The following is a 14488-nucleotide window of genomic DNA, read 5'->3' on the forward strand; positions in this document are numbered from 1 at the left end:
TTAGTGGGCCACGCCTGCGGCGCCGTGCTCGTCCACCAGCGCACCGGTGTGGAAGCGATTGATAGAGAACGGCGCCGCAATGGGATGCGCCTGGTTTTTTGCCAACGTCCAGGCGAACACATGGCCTGATCCCGGGGTGGCCTTGAAGCCGCCGGTGCCCCAGCCACAGTTGAAGTACAACCCCTTGACCGGTGTGGCGGAAAGGATCGGGCACGCATCCGGGCAGGTATCCACAATGCCGCCCCATTGGCGATTCATGCGCACCCGCGAAAAGATGGGGAACATCTCGATCACCGCCTGAAGCGTGTGCTCGACGGTCGGGTAGCTACCACGCTGCCCGTAACCGTTGTAGCCGTCGATGCCCGCACCAATGACCAGGTCACCCTTGTCGGTCTGGCTGATATAGCCATGCACATGGTTGGACATGACCACCGTGTCCAGCACCGGCTTGAGCGGTTCAGACACCAGGGCCTGCAAGGGGTGAGACTCCAGCGGCAGCCGGAAGCCTGCCATCTTGGCGAGTACGCCCGAATTGCCCGCGGCCACACAGCCCACGGTTTTCGCTTCGATATCACCGCGATTGGTATGCACGCCGTAGATACGTCCATCGCGAATCTTGAAGCCGGTTACCTCGGTGTTCTGCAGAATATCCACGCCCAGCGCGTCCGCCGCCCGGGCAAAGCCCCAGGCCACCGCGTCGTGGCGTGCCACGCCCGCCCTCGGCTGCCATGAGGCGCCCAGGATGGGGTAACGGGCATTTTTTGAGCAGTCCATCACCGGCACGATGGCCTGGATCTGCTCCGGCGTGAGTACCTCGCTGTCGATACCGTTCAAGCGATTGGCGTTGACCCGGCGCTGTACATCGCGCATGTCCTGGAGCGTGTGGGCCAGGTTCATCACCCCACGCTGGGAGAACATCACGTTGTAGTTGAGATCCTGGGATAGCCCTTCCCACATTTTCATGGAGTGCTCGTAGAGCGCTGCCGACTCATCCCACAAATAATTGGAACGCACGATGGTGGTGTTACGCGCGGTATTACCGCCACCCAGCCAACCTTTCTCGACCACGGCAACATTGGTAATACCGTGCTCCTTGGCAAGGTAGTAGGCCGTGGCCAGGCCGTGGCCGCCGCCGCCGACGATCACCACGTCGTACTGCTTCTTGGGGGTGGGGTTACGCCACTGGCGCTCCCAGTTCTCATGATGGCTCAGCGCGTGCTTGGCCAGCCCGAATCCTGAATAACGTTGCATGGTTGTCTCCTGATTCGTAATGGCGTTACAGCGCCGTCTCGGCCGCTACTTGGGGTTCACGGCTCTCGCCATAAACCGGATGGCGCTCGCACAGCGCGGCGACCTTGTCACGCACTTCGCTTTCCACGGCGTCTGTGTTGCCGCGCTCGGCCAGCACGTCGAGGATATCGCAGATCCAGCCGGCCAGTTCCGCACACTCCGTTTCATCGAAGCCACGCGATGTCGCGGCGGGCGTGCCGATACGCAGCCCCGAGGTGACGAAGGGGCTTTCCGGGTCGTTGGGCACGGCGTTCTTATTGACGGTGATATGCGCCCGACCCAGGGCCGCATCCGCGTCCTTGCCGGTGACGCCCTGCTTGATCAGCGACAGCAGGAAGAGGTGATCATCGGTACCGCCGGAGATCACATCAAAGCCACGCTCCATGAACACATTCGCCATGGCACGGGCGTTGTTAATCACGCGCTGCTGGTACTGCACAAAGTCCTGGCTCATCGCCTCCTTGAAGGCGACCGCTTTAGCGGCGATCACTTGCATCAGCGGGCCACCCTGCTGGCCCGGGAAGACGGCGCCATTGAGCTTTTTGTACAGCGCGGCGTCACCGTGATCGGAAAGAATCAGCCCGCCCCTTGGGCCGCGCAAGGTCTTGTGAGTGGTCGTGGTGACGACATGGGCGTAGGGAACCGGGCTCGGGTAGTGACCGGCGGCCACCAGACCCGCGACATGGGCCATGTCGACCATCAGCCAGGCACCGACTTCGTCGGCGATGGTGCGGAAACGACGCCAGTCGACGACCCGCGAATACGCCGAGAAACCGGCAATGATCATCTTCGGCTGGTGCTCACGTGCCAGACGCTCAACTTCTGCATAGTCGATTTCGCCGGTTTCCGGAATCAGGCCGTACTGCACGGCATGGTAATGCTTACCGGAAAAGTTGGGTGCGGCACCGTGGGTCAAGTGCCCCCCATGGGCCAGGCTCATGCCCAACACCGTATCGCCGGGTTTGATGAGCGCCATGAAAACCGCCGCATTGGCCTGGGCGCCGGAGTGTGGCTGAACATTGGCATATTCAGCACCAAACAAATCGCAGGCACGACTGATCGCCAGCTGTTCGACCACATCCACATGTTCGCAGCCACCGTAGTAGCGCTTACCCGGGTAGCCCTCGGCGTATTTATTGGTGAGCACCGTGCCCTGCGCCTCGATCACCGCCCGGCTGGCATAGTTCTCGGAAGCAATCAGTTCGATATGCGCTTCCTGACGCGCTACCTCATCAGCGATGGCCGCCGAAATCTGGGAATCGAAGTTGGCAAGTGTGGAAGGGTTCATAAACATCTCCTGTTGTTATCGGCAGCTGCGACATGGACGATCTGGTTGCTGAAGTGACAGCCGGTTGAGCCGGGTATGCCAGTGCGTTAGCTGACTACTATTAATACGCAAGGCTCGCTGAAATAAATTGAACAAATGCGACATATTTCATGAACGCCCGGCATGTAAAACAGCAACCCATTGTTCGACCGACGGTTTTAGGGGGCTTCCCAGGCGGCCTGAGAAAGCCACCTCAGACCGCCAGGCGGCCATCAATATGAAGAAAGAAAGGATCGACCTGATCATTGCCAGGCGAGCCAGCACGTTTGCGCATTTCCGACGGCGTCATATTGAAGGCGGTACGGAAATGGCGTGAGAAATGGGCCGTATCGGCGAAGCCGCAGCGTTCACCTATCTCGGTAATGCTTTTGCCGGTGTAATGCAGTAGCCAGGCGCCGTAGCGAAGGCGCAAATCCCGCGCGAATTTCTGGGGGCCAACGCCCAGAACGTCGCTAAAGCGACGCTCCAGGTTGCGGCGGGATGTCCCCACCCGCCCGGCCAGCTCATCCATCGAGATGATCTCCCCGAGGTGCTGCTCGAGCACTGCGATGGCACGGCGTACCAGCCGGTCGTCGACCTTGCCGAATACGACGGGTTGCGGTTGGGGATGGGCGCCTTTTCGGGCTTCATCAAGCAGCATGATGTTCAGGCTCTTCATCGCCCACGCCTTACCCAGATGCTTTTCTACCAGGTAGCCCGCAAGATCCGCCGCAGCGGCTCCTCCGGCACAGGTGATCCTGTCGCCATCGTCGATGAACAAGCGATCCGCAACAGGCTCTGCACCAGGAAAACGGTGATGCATGTCGCGATGGTGATACCAGCTGATGCAGCAGCGACGCCCCGTCATCAAACCCGCCTGAATCAGGGCGAATACGCCCGTACACACGCCAATCAATGGCACATTCACTTTTGCCGCCTGACGCAGGTAAGCGAGGGCGGCGCTATCGGTGGCGTCCTGTTCCTCCTGGACGCCGCCGATCACCACGATGTAGTCAAACTCACCTGGGTCGCGAAACGCTTCACAGGGTGAGATCGTCGCGCCACAACTGGAGAGTGCCGCCTGCCCACCACTGGTCATGAAATGCCAGTGGCAACGTAGCTGGCGGCTACGGTCGCCTTCATCGGCGGCCAGGCGCAGGCAGTCGACGAAGGCGGCGAATGGAAAGAGCGTAAAGCGGTGCAAGAGCACAAACCCAATGGCCAGTGGCTTGTTCGGCAGCGTCGTCATCAGCGAATACACCTATCATGTGCCACTAGAAATCCACGATTAAGTTGCCCTTCGGACGACTACAGCAAGACAGGATGTAGCCATCTTCAATGTCCTCTTCGGTAATCCCCCCGTTATGCTCCATTTCCACTTCGCCCGACTTGAGCGCGACCCGGCAAGTGCCGCAAATCCCCATACCGCAGGCCTTGGGAATATGCAGGCCAAGCTTCGCCGCCGCCGAGTGAACCGTCTCTTCGGGCTGGATGCGGACACTTTTGCCCGTCGACGCAAACTCGATGCTGTGCAGTTCGCTGGTATCGACGTTTTCGGCTTCGACCTCGGCCTGCTCGGCCAGCTCGCGCACATCCTCACGAACGTCGAGCGGCGTGGCGCCAAACAGCTCCTCGTGGTAGTGATTCATGTCGAAGTTGTTGGCACGCAGGATGTTCTTGATGGCGTTCATGTAAGGGGGTGGACCGCAGCAAAAGATCTCCCTTTCCATGAAGTCCGGCACCATCAGCTCGAACAGCGGCTGGGTGAGATAGCCACGGTAGCCCGCCCAGGCCTCGCCGATATCCTCCTTGCTCTCGCAAATGATATGCAGCTTGAACTCAGGGATGCGCGAAAACATGTGCACCAGCTCGCGGTGATAAATCACATCGCGAGGGGCGCGGGCGCTATGCACGAATTCAACATCGACGCTGGCGTTGGTATCGAACAGCCAGCGGGTCATCGACATCAACGGGGTAATGCCAACGCCCCCGGAAAGAAACAGCACCTTTTCAGCAGGAAAATCGATCGAGTTGAAATCGCCGACCGGCCCATGCACGACCAGTTCGTCGCCGACCTTTAAATTGGCATGCAGCCAATTGGAGACCTTGCCCCCCGGAATCTGCTTGACGGTGATCGAAAAACTGTAAGGGATGGAGGGGGAGCTGGAAATCGTATAGGAGCGCATGACCGACTCATTGTCGATCTCGAGCTCCAGCGTCACGAACTGCCCCGGCTTGAAGAAGAACAGCACCGGCTGCTCGGCCATGAAGCAGAACGTGCGTACATCCTGGGTTTCCTGGATCACCTTCACGCAACGTACCTGATGTCGGCCGTTGGTCCAGGTTTGGGTCGTGACCGGGTTGAAGTAGTTAGTTGTCATTGTCGCCTCTGCCTGACCAGCCTTCATCGCTATGCATCACTCAACCGCATTCTTCATGCGGCCAGTACCGTTGAGCTGCATTTTGGGGACGCGCCTGCCAACCGACTTGCCTGACAGCGACGCGCTCTTACCTCGTGACACTCTTTATCGTCTGCAAATCGCCTTTTTAGTCGTCACTACATCACCTGATGTCGCGGCTGGATAACCGGCAGTGAGGCGCCTGCCACACAATCTGTCACTCGATGCAGGTCGGGTATGAACAAAGCGCCAGGTTACGCGACAGAACAACAAGATTGAGCAATCTTGACTAACGGCCGACTCGCAGCCCTTGAGGGGGAAGCAGTGGTTTACGAGGATACTGGTATGGAAAAACATGTGCTGAATACAATGGAAGACCCACTTGCCGCGGCTCGTGAGTCAACGGTCGAGATGCTGCAGACAAGAAAGCGCACCTTTTCGCTTCCGCAGCCGTTTTATAACGACGCCCGCCTGTTCGCGCTTGATATGCAGGAGATTTTCGAGAAAGAGTGGCTGTTCGCCGGGATGACATGCGAGATACCCACCAAGGGTAACTTCATGACGCTGGACGTCGGTGATAATCCCATCGTCATCGTGCGCGGCGGTGAGGGCACGATTCATGCGTTCCACAATGTCTGCCGCCACCGCGGGTCACGGCTTTGCACAAAGGACAAGGGCAAGGTGGCAAAACTGGTTTGCCCCTACCACCAGTGGACCTACGAGCTTGATGGACGCTTGCTGTTCGCCGGGAGCGATATGGGCAGCGACTTCAACCTTGATCAATTTGGCCTCAAGCCGGTCCATGTCCGCACGGCAGGGGGCTTCATCTTTATCAACCTAAGCGATGAACCGCCCGCCATGGACGAGTTCCTGGAAACGCTCGAGCATTATCTTGAGCCGTACCAGATGGATAACGTCAAGGTCGCCACGGAGTCCAGCATCGTCGAGCAAGCCAACTGGAAGCTGGTGATTGAAAACAACCGCGAATGCTACCACTGCAACGGCGCGCACCCTGAACTGCTGAACTCGTTGCAGGAGTTTGATGACACCGACGACCCCCGCGCCACGCCCGCCTACAAGGCATTGGTGGCGCGCAAGCAGGCAGATTGGGATCGTGAGCAAGTCCCCTACCAGCTGCAGCGCTTTGGCCAGCGTAACCGCATGACGCGAACCCCCATGCTGGATGGCATTGTCTCGATGACGATGGATGGCAAGCCCGGCTGCGACAAGTTGATGGGCCGCTTGCCCAACGCCGATATGGGGTCGCTGCGCATCCTGCATCTACCCAATTCCTGGAACCATTTCATGGGTGACCACGCCATCGTTTTCCGCGTGCTGCCCCTTGGCCCCCAGAAAACCCTGGTGACCACCAAGTGGCTGGTGCACAAGGATGCCGCAGAAGGCGTTGACTACGACCCCGACCAGCTTCGCCGGGTGTGGGACGCGACCAACGACCAGGACCGTCAACTCGCCGAAGAAAACCAGCGGGGCATCAACTCCAAGGCCTACCAGCCCGGCCCCTACTCCGAGACCTATGAGTTCGGAGTGATCGATTTTGTCGACTGGTATGCCACCCGGATGCTCGAAAACCTGGAATACGATACGCCTTCGCTGCAATTAGCCCAGGGGTGAATTCAGCCCAAGGCTAAAACTGCCAGGATGGTGACTTGAAGGACATGGCCCGCTGACGCGGGCCATGCTTTTTTAGACGCTTAACGGTGCCTCTTTTTTACTGGGAGAATGGCAGCTCAACCGGCAGGCGGCATATTTGAACTCCGGAATCTTGCCAACCGGGTCCAGTGCCGGGTTGGTCAATAGATTGGCCGCGGCCTCCCCATAACAGAAGGGCAGGAAGACCATGCCTTCTGGCATGCCGGGATCGACCCGCGCCTTGAGCGTAACGGACCCTCGCCGGGTGGCAATGGTCAGGTCGTCGCCCGGCGCCATTCCCAGCCTGGCAAACTCAGCGGGCGCCAGTGTCGCCGCCGCCTCTGGCTCCAGGTCATCCAGCACCTTGGCGCGGCGCGTCATGGAACCGGTATGCCAGTGCTCCAGTTGGCGGCCGGTGGTCAATACGGTTGGGTAGTCATTGTCCACCGGCTCATTCGGCGGCAGTGGCCGGGTGGGCGAGAATTTAGCCCGGCCGCTGGCGGTGGGAAAGGCCTCGGAAAAGACCACGTCGGCGCCCGGCGCGTCCTCCGCCGAGCAGGGGTAGGTGACCGACTGCTCGCGCTCCAGGCGTTCCCAGGAGATATTGTCCAGCGAGGCCATGCCTTGCTGCATCTCGGCGAAGACGTCCCGCGGGTGCTGGTAGTTCCAGTCCAGGCCGAATCGCTTGGCAATCTCCTGGGTAATCCACCAGTCCGGCTTGGCCTGCCCCGGCAGCGGCAAGGCCGCGCGCCCCATCTGCACCTGGCGATTGGTGTTGGTCACCGTACCGTTCTTCTCGGGCCAGGCGGAGGCTGGCAGGATGACATCGGCGAACTGGGCGGTCTCGGTGACGAAGAGGTCCTGCACCACCAGATGCTCAAGCTTGGCAAGGGCCGCCCGGGCGTGGTCGAGGTCCGGGTCGGACATCGCCGGGTTCTCGCCCTGAATAAGCATGCCGCGAATGGTGCCCGCGGCGATAGCGTCCATGATTTCCACCACGGTAAGACCCGGCGTAGGGTCCAGTTGGGTATTCCACAGTTCCTCGAAGGCCGCACGCACCTGCGCATCGCTGACCGGCTGGTAATCCGGCATCACCATGGGGATCATGCCCGCATCGGAGGCACCCTGAACATTGTTCTGGCCACGCAGCGGGTGCAGACCGGTGCCGGGGCGCCCGGTCTGGCCGCAGGCCAGCGCCAGCGAGATCAGGCCGCGGGCGTTGTCGGTGCCGTGGGTGTGCTGGGAGATACCCATGCCCCAGAAGATCATCGCCCGCTCGGCGGTGGCGTACAGCCTGGCCACTTCGCGGATGGTCTCGGGTTCGACACCGCACAGGCCGCTCATTGCCTCGGGGGTCATGTCCACCGTGTGCGTCTTGAGGGCCTCGAAGCCCTCGGTGTGCTCGGCGATATAGGCGCTGTCATAGAGCTCTTCACTGATGATCACATTGAGCATGGCGTTCAACAGCGCCACGTCGGCCCCCGGCGAGAAGCGCACGCTCTGGTGGGCGTAGGCATCCAGCGCCTGGCCACGGGGGTCGAGGATCAACAGCTTGGTGCCGCGCTTGGCCGCCTGCTTGAAGAAGGTGGCCGCCACCGGGTGGTTGACCGCCGGGTTGCAGCCGATAAGGATCACCACATCGGCCTGGCTGGCCTGCATGAAAGAGGCGGTCACGGCACCGGAGCCAATGCACTCCATCAGCGCCGCCACTGAACTGGCGTGGCACAGCCGGGTGCAGTGGTCCACATGGTTGGAGCCGAAGCCGGTGCGCACCAGCTTCTGGAACAGCCACGCCTCTTCGTTGGAGCACTTGGCGCTGCCGAAGCCCGCCAAGGCGTCAGAGCCATGGGCGGCCTTGAGGTCAACAAGCCCCTTGGCGGCGAAATCCAGCGCCTCATCCCAGCTGGCCTCACGGAAATGGGTCAGGGGCTGGGCGGGGTCGAAGTCCGGGTCGAGCCCTTTCGCCACGCCCTCCCGGCGAATCAGCGGCACGGTAAGCCGCGACGGATGACGCGGATAGTCGTAACCAAAGCGCCCTTTGACGCACAGGCGATTCTCGTTGGAGGGCCCTTCGCGGCCCTCCACATAAAGAATCTCGTCGTCCTTGATATGGTAGGTAAGCTGGCAGCCCACCCCGCAGTAGGGGCATACCGAGTCGACCTGGCGATCGGCCGCGGCGGAGTCACCGTGGCCCGCCTCATCGACCACGGTGGCGGGCATCAGGGCGCCGGTGGGGCAGGCCTGAACACACTCGCCGCAGGCCACGCAGGTGCTGTCGCCCATGGGGTCGTCGAAATCGAAGACGATCTTCGAGGCCGCGCCGCGGTGCGCCAGGCCGATAACGTCGTTGACCTGCACTTCGCGGCAGGCGCGCACACACAGGTTGCACTCAATGCAGGCGTCGAGATTGACGCTCATGGCAGAGTGGCTGTCGTCCTTCGTCAGTGCGTCTTTACGTGGCGCCACATGATGCACGGTGGGCGCCTGTCGCTCGTCGCGCCTGGGCAGCTTGCGGCGTACCGCCGTGGCATCGATGGCCAGCTGGTCGGCCATGGCCCAGAAATGGCTGGAACGGTCGGGGCTGTCTTCGCGGGCTGGCTGGTCGACCAGCAGCATCTCCATGACCCCTTCCCGGGCCGTGCGCGAGCGCTCGGAACTGGCGCTCTTGACCACCATGCCTGGCGTCGCCATGCGCAGACAGCTGGCGGCCAGGGCGCGCTCGCCTTCGATCTCCACCATGCAGGCCCGGCAATTGCCATCGGCGCGGTAACCGCTGGCGTCCTTGAAACACAGGTGCGGAATGGTCTCGCCAGCGCGCTTGGCGACCTGCCAGAGGCTTTCACCGTGGTACGCACTGACGTCAACGCCATCCAGCGTCAGAGTAAAGGCTTGTTCGCTAGTACTCATGCTCATGCTCCCTTACCCCTTGATAATCACATTCTGGGCGGCCAGCTCGCCGCGGAAATCCTTGAGCAGCCCAAGCACAGGGTTGGGGGCCGCCTGGCCGAGGCCACAAATGGAGGCATCCATCATCACCTGGGAAAGACGCGTCAATACCGCGGCGTCCCATTCGTCACCCTCGAGCAGGGTCAGCATCTTCTCGGTGCCTACCCGGCAGGGGGTACACTGGCCGCAGGACTCATCGGCAAAAAAGGCCAGCAGGTTGGTGGCCACCGCACGCAGGTCGTCCTGGTCGGACAGCACCATGACCGCCGCCGAGCCGATAAAACCGCCGTGCTCCTGGAGGGTGTCGAAGTCCAGGGGAACATCGGCCTTCGACGCGGGCAGGATACCGCCAGAGGCGCCACCGGGCAGATAGGCCACCAGGCGATGGCCATCGGCCATGCCCCCGCAGTACTCCTCGACCAACTCGTTGAGGGTGATCCCCGCCGGTGCCAAATGCACGCCGGGGCGCTTGACCCGGCCCGAGACCGAGAAACTGCGCAGCCCGACACGGCCGTGTCGGCCCTGGCTGGAAAACGCCTCGGCACCACGCTGCCAGATCAGCGGAATCCAGTAGACGGTCTCGACATTATTGACCAGCGTTGGTCGGTCAAAGAGCCCCTTCTGGGCCACGAACGGCGGGCGGTGGCGGGGTTTGCCCGGCTTGCCCTCCAGGGACTCGATCATCGCCGACTCTTCGCCGCAGATATAAGCGCCCGCGCCGCGGCGCAGCACGATATAGCCAGGTGCCACCAGACCCGCGGCCTCCAGCTCGCCAATGGCCTCGCGCAGCACGCCATGCAAGGCCGGGTACTCATCGCGCAGGTAGATATACAGCGCCTCGGCGTCGACCGCCCAGGCGCTGACCAGCGCCCCTTCCAGAAACTGGTGCGGCGAGCGCTCCAGGTAATAGCGATCCTTGAAGGTACCGGGCTCGCCCTCGTCAGCGTTGATGGCGCAATAGCGGGGCCCGGCCTCCTGGCGCACGAAGTACCACTTCTTGAAGGTCGGAAAGCCTGCGCCGCCCAGGCCACGCAGATTGGCCTGCTGCATCGCCTCCATCAGTTCGTCTACCGTGACATCGCCTGCACGGCAGGCCTGAAGCAATGCCAGGCCACCCCCGCCGCGATAGTCGTCAAGGCGCTGCCAGTTGACGGGCTCGGGATGGAAGTGCCCTTCCTCAATCACCGACGCGACGCGCGCCTGGGTGGCAGACAACACATGATGATGCCCCACCTCGGCCACCGGCGCCGTGTCGCAGCGCCCCATGCAGGGCGCTCTGAGAACACGTACCTGCTCGATATCCATGCTGGCTTCCAACTGTGCTTTCAGCGCCTCGGCGCCAGCCAACTGGCAGGCGAGAGAGTCGCAAACACGGATGGTCACCGCCGGTGGCGGCAGCTGGTCATCGTGAATGACATCGAAGTGGGCATAGAAGGTAGCGGTCTCGTAGACGGCCGCCATGGGCAAGTTCATGTAGGTCGCCAGGGCACGCAGCTCCGCCAGCAGCAGATGGCCCCGAGCGTCCTGTATGGCATGCAGGTGTTCGATCAGCAGGTCCCGGCGGCGCAGCGTGGCATCCTTGCGTTCGTCGCCCAATAGGTCACGCAACCCCTCAAGGAGACTGGGATCGAGATCACGGCCACGGGGCTTGCCACGGAAGCGGCGCTTGGGGGTCACGGTCTGGACGGTCATGGGTTACTCATTATTATCTTGATAGGGATGGTGCCGAATGCACAAAGACGGCACCCTGCGGGCACCGTCTAGGGCGGTACTGTCTATCACACCCCCGCTTTCAGGCAGCGGCGGTCTGTTTCGCAGCTATTACGTTCATCAGCGGCTCAGTCAACGCGTTCTCAGGCCACACTGCCATGGGGATCAATGACGAATTTCTTGGCTGCGCCACCGTCGAAGTCGGCATAGCCCTGGGGCGCCTGATCCAGGTTGATCATCTGGACATTGACCGCATCGGCGATGTTGACCTTGCCAAACAGGATAGCCTGCATCAGTGGGCGATGGTACTTCATCACCGGACACTGGCCGGTATGGAAGCTGTGGGACTTGGCCCAGCCGAGGCCAAAGCGCATGCTCAAAGCACCCTGCTGGGCCGCCTTGTCCTCAGAACCGGGGTCTTCGGTCACGTAGAGGCCCGGAATGCCGATCTGGCCGCCCGCGCGGGTCAGCGACATTGCCGAGTTGAGCACCGTGGCAGGCGCTTCCTTGCCATGGTTGCAGCCGCAGGCGTGGGCCTCGAAGCCGACGCAGTCGACGAAGGCATCGACTTCACGCTCGCCGAGAATCACCTCGATCTTGTCTGCCATGTCGCCGTCCTGGGTCAGGTCGATGGTCTCGCAGCCAAAGCTGCGGGCCTGGGCCAGGCGCTCTTCGATCATGTCGCCGACGATCACGCAGGCAGCGCCCAGCAGCTGGGCGGAAACCGCCGCCGCCAGCCCGACGGGACCCGCTCCGGCGATATAGACGGTGCTGCCCGGGCCGACACCGGCGGTCACACAGCCGTGGAAGCCGGTGGGGAAGATATCGGAGAGCAGGGTCAGGTCCTTGATCTTCTCCATGGCCTGATCGGCATCCGGGAACTTCAGCAGATTAAAATCGGCATAGGGCACCATCACGTATTCGGTCTGTCCGCCGACCCAGCCGCCCATGTCCACGTAGCCATAGGCGGCGCCGGGACGCGATGGATTGACGTTGAGGCAGATGCCGGTCTGGCCGGACTTGCAGTTGCGGCAGCGGCCACAGGCAATATTGAACGGCACCGAGACCAGATCGCCCGGCTTGATAAATTCAACGTCGCGACCGGCCTCGACCACCATGCCGGTGATTTCGTGGCCGAGCACCAGACCAGGCTGGGCAGTGGTGCGGCCGCGAACCATATGCTGATCGCTGCCGCAGATATTGGTGGTGACGACCTTGAGAATCACGCCGTGCTCGCACTTGCGATTGCCAAGGGCAAGTTCGGGATAAGCGATAGACTCAACGGCGACCTCACCCGGCCCCTTGTAGACGACTCCGCGATTGGCTGCATTCATGGCTGGCTCCTGTGGATTATTATTCTGCTCGATAGAGTGAATTGCGCTTATCCAGCCTATCTCCTCCACCTTCCGGAACTTGCTCAGCAAAGGCATTCACATATCTATTCGAGACATCCCCGTCAGGACGGATAGATGGAGGTCGCTTTCACGACACTGTTGTTCTGAAACAGGCCCAACAATTTGCAGGGTCGGTGACGCGGACACCTCACCGACGCCTAACAAGAGCCACCAAGGAACCCTGATGAACAACAATGACGACCCGGTCCTGTCGCCCGGACAGGACAACACTCAGATAATGGGGCTGGATTTTCATAATCCGGTTTTCCCGCTGTCGGCGCTGGCCATTCTGGCCTTCATTCTTTACGCGCTCATCTACCCGGATGCTGCCAATAGCCACCTGGGGCTTGCCAAGAACTGGTCGATCGAGCACTTCGACTGGCTGTTCATGATCGCGGGCAATATCTTTGTCGTGTTCTGCCTGGTGCTTATCTGCCTGCCGCTGGGGCGGATTCGCCTGGGCGGCAAGGAAGCCAAGCCGGAATACTCGCTCACCTCCTGGTTCGCCATGCTGTTTGCGGCGGGCATGGGCATCGGCCTGATGTTCTGGAGCGTAGCCGAGCCCGTGGCCTACTACACCGACTGGTACGGCACGCCCCTGAATGCACCCGCGGGGACGCCGATGGGCGCCAGCGCCGCCATGGGGGCGACCATGTTCCATTGGGGCCTGCATCCCTGGGCGATCTACGGCGTGGTGGCCCTTTCCCTGGCCTTCTTTGCCTATAACAAGGGGATGCCGCTGACGCTGCGCTCCGCCTTCTACCCGATTCTGGGCGAGCGGGCCCGGGGCTGGGCGGGACACATCATCGACATCTTTGCCGTGTTGGCCACCATCTTCGGCCTGGCCACCTCGCTGGGCTTTGGCGCCACCCAGGCCGCCGGTGGACTGGCCTACCTGTTCGGCATTCCCAACACCATCGGTACCCAGCTGGCGATTATCGTGGCCGTGACGGTGATTGCGCTGTTCTCGGTATGGCGGGGCATCGACGGCGGCGTCAAGCTGTTCTCGAACATCAACATGGTCATCGCGGCACTGCTGTTGCTGTTTGTGGTGATCGCCGGGCCGACGCTGATGATCGTGACCGGGATCGGCACCACGGCGCTGGACTACGTGGGCCATCTGCTGCCGCTGTCCAACTGGATTGGCCGCGAAGACGATACCTGGTACCACGGCTGGACGATCTTCTACTGGGCGTGGTGGATCTCCTGGTCGCCGTTCGTCGGCATGTTCATCGCCCGCGTTTCCAAGGGACGCACGGTGCGCGAGTTCCTGATCGCGGTGCTGCTGGTGCCGACGCTGGTCACCCTGGTGTGGATGAGCGCCTTTGGCGGCACGGCGCTTTTCCAGGCCTCCAACGGCGTGGGCGAGCTGGCCAACGGCATTGGCGACGTTTCGCTGGCCATGTTCCACATGCTGGAGCAGTTGCCCCTGACCGGCATTACCTCGACGCTGGCGATCATTCTGGTGCTGGTATTCTTCATCACCTCGTCGGACTCCGGCTCGCTGGTGATCGACAACATCACCGCCGGTGGCAAGACCGATGCGCCCAAGGGCCAGCGGGTATTCTGGGCCGCGCTTGAGGGCGTGATTGCCGGCGTGCTGCTGTACGGCGGCGGCAACACGGCACTCAGCGCGCTGCAGGCAGGCGCGGTGGCCACCGGGCTGCCCTTCACGCTGGTGCTGCTGGTGATGTGTTTCAGCCTTTACATGGGGCTGCACAAGGAGTGGCGAGAGCTCAACGCCGTGCCCACACCGGCGCGCTGATCGACACTCTGCTGTTATCGGGGCGCCA

At 61.7% G+C, this 14488-nt stretch carries 9 protein-coding genes; 2 read left to right on the plus strand and 7 right to left on the minus strand.

Annotation, left to right across the window (positions count from 1 at the left end):
• The 4 genes from NH395_RS13145 to NH395_RS13160 all read right to left on the minus strand — a co-directional run bounded on the left by NH395_RS13145 (nt 1) and on the right by NH395_RS13160 (nt 4977).
• Nucleotides 1–1251, minus strand: a complete 1251-nt coding sequence (locus NH395_RS13145; RefSeq protein WP_253025483.1) for a sarcosine oxidase subunit beta family protein — start codon at nt 1249–1251, stop codon at nt 1–3.
• Nucleotides 1252–1276: 25 nt separating this feature from the next.
• Nucleotides 1277–2578 (minus strand): serine hydroxymethyltransferase, encoded by a 1302-nt coding sequence (glyA, locus tag NH395_RS13150; RefSeq protein WP_253025485.1) that lies wholly within the window; start codon nt 2576–2578, stop codon nt 1277–1279.
• Nucleotides 2579–2810: 232 nt separating this feature from the next.
• Nucleotides 2811–3845: a GlxA family transcriptional regulator gene (locus tag NH395_RS13155; RefSeq protein ID WP_092824454.1), complete on the minus strand. Its 1035-nt coding sequence runs from the start codon at nt 3843–3845 to the stop codon at nt 2811–2813.
• Nucleotides 3846–3870: 25 nt separating this feature from the next.
• The gene (locus NH395_RS13160) at nt 3871–4977 is read right to left on the minus strand and encodes a hybrid-cluster NAD(P)-dependent oxidoreductase (RefSeq protein WP_199284102.1); all 1107 of its coding nucleotides are present in this window, start codon (nt 4975–4977) and stop codon (nt 3871–3873) included.
• A gap of 363 nt (nt 4978–5340) precedes the next feature.
• On the opposite strand from NH395_RS13160, the gene NH395_RS13165 reads away from it, so the two are divergent.
• The gene (locus NH395_RS13165) at nt 5341–6627 is read left to right on the plus strand and encodes an aromatic ring-hydroxylating dioxygenase subunit alpha (protein WP_253025487.1); all 1287 of its coding nucleotides are present in this window, start codon (nt 5341–5343) and stop codon (nt 6625–6627) included.
• A 72-nt stretch (nt 6628–6699) separates the two neighbouring features.
• Here NH395_RS13165 and fdhF read toward each other — a convergent pair whose 3' ends face one another.
• The 3 genes from fdhF to fdhA form a co-directional block, all read right to left on the minus strand.
• Nucleotides 6700–9552 carry a formate dehydrogenase subunit alpha gene (gene fdhF / locus NH395_RS13170; RefSeq protein WP_253025489.1) on the minus strand — a complete coding sequence of 951 codons (2853 nt, stop codon included), beginning with the start codon at nt 9550–9552 and terminating at the stop codon, nt 6700–6702.
• A gap of 12 nt (nt 9553–9564) precedes the next feature.
• The gene (locus tag NH395_RS13175) at nt 9565–11283 is read right to left on the minus strand and encodes an NAD(P)H-dependent oxidoreductase subunit E (protein WP_253025491.1); all 1719 of its coding nucleotides are present in this window, start codon (nt 11281–11283) and stop codon (nt 9565–9567) included.
• A 161-nt stretch (nt 11284–11444) separates the two neighbouring features.
• On the minus strand, nt 11445–12635 hold the full coding sequence (fdhA, locus tag NH395_RS13180; protein WP_092824470.1) for a formaldehyde dehydrogenase, glutathione-independent: 1191 nt from the start codon (nt 12633–12635) through the stop codon (nt 11445–11447).
• Between the two features lie 244 nt (nt 12636–12879).
• Between fdhA and NH395_RS13185 the strand changes: the two genes are divergently transcribed.
• Nucleotides 12880–14460 carry a BCCT family transporter gene (locus tag NH395_RS13185; protein WP_253025493.1) on the plus strand — a complete coding sequence of 527 codons (1581 nt, stop codon included), beginning with the start codon at nt 12880–12882 and terminating at the stop codon, nt 14458–14460.
• Nucleotides 14461–14488: the final 28 nt, after the last annotated feature.

The sequence above is a fragment of the Halomonas sp. Mc5H-6 genome (assembly GCF_024124705.1).
Classification (GTDB): domain Bacteria; phylum Pseudomonadota; class Gammaproteobacteria; order Pseudomonadales; family Halomonadaceae; genus Vreelandella; species Vreelandella subterranea.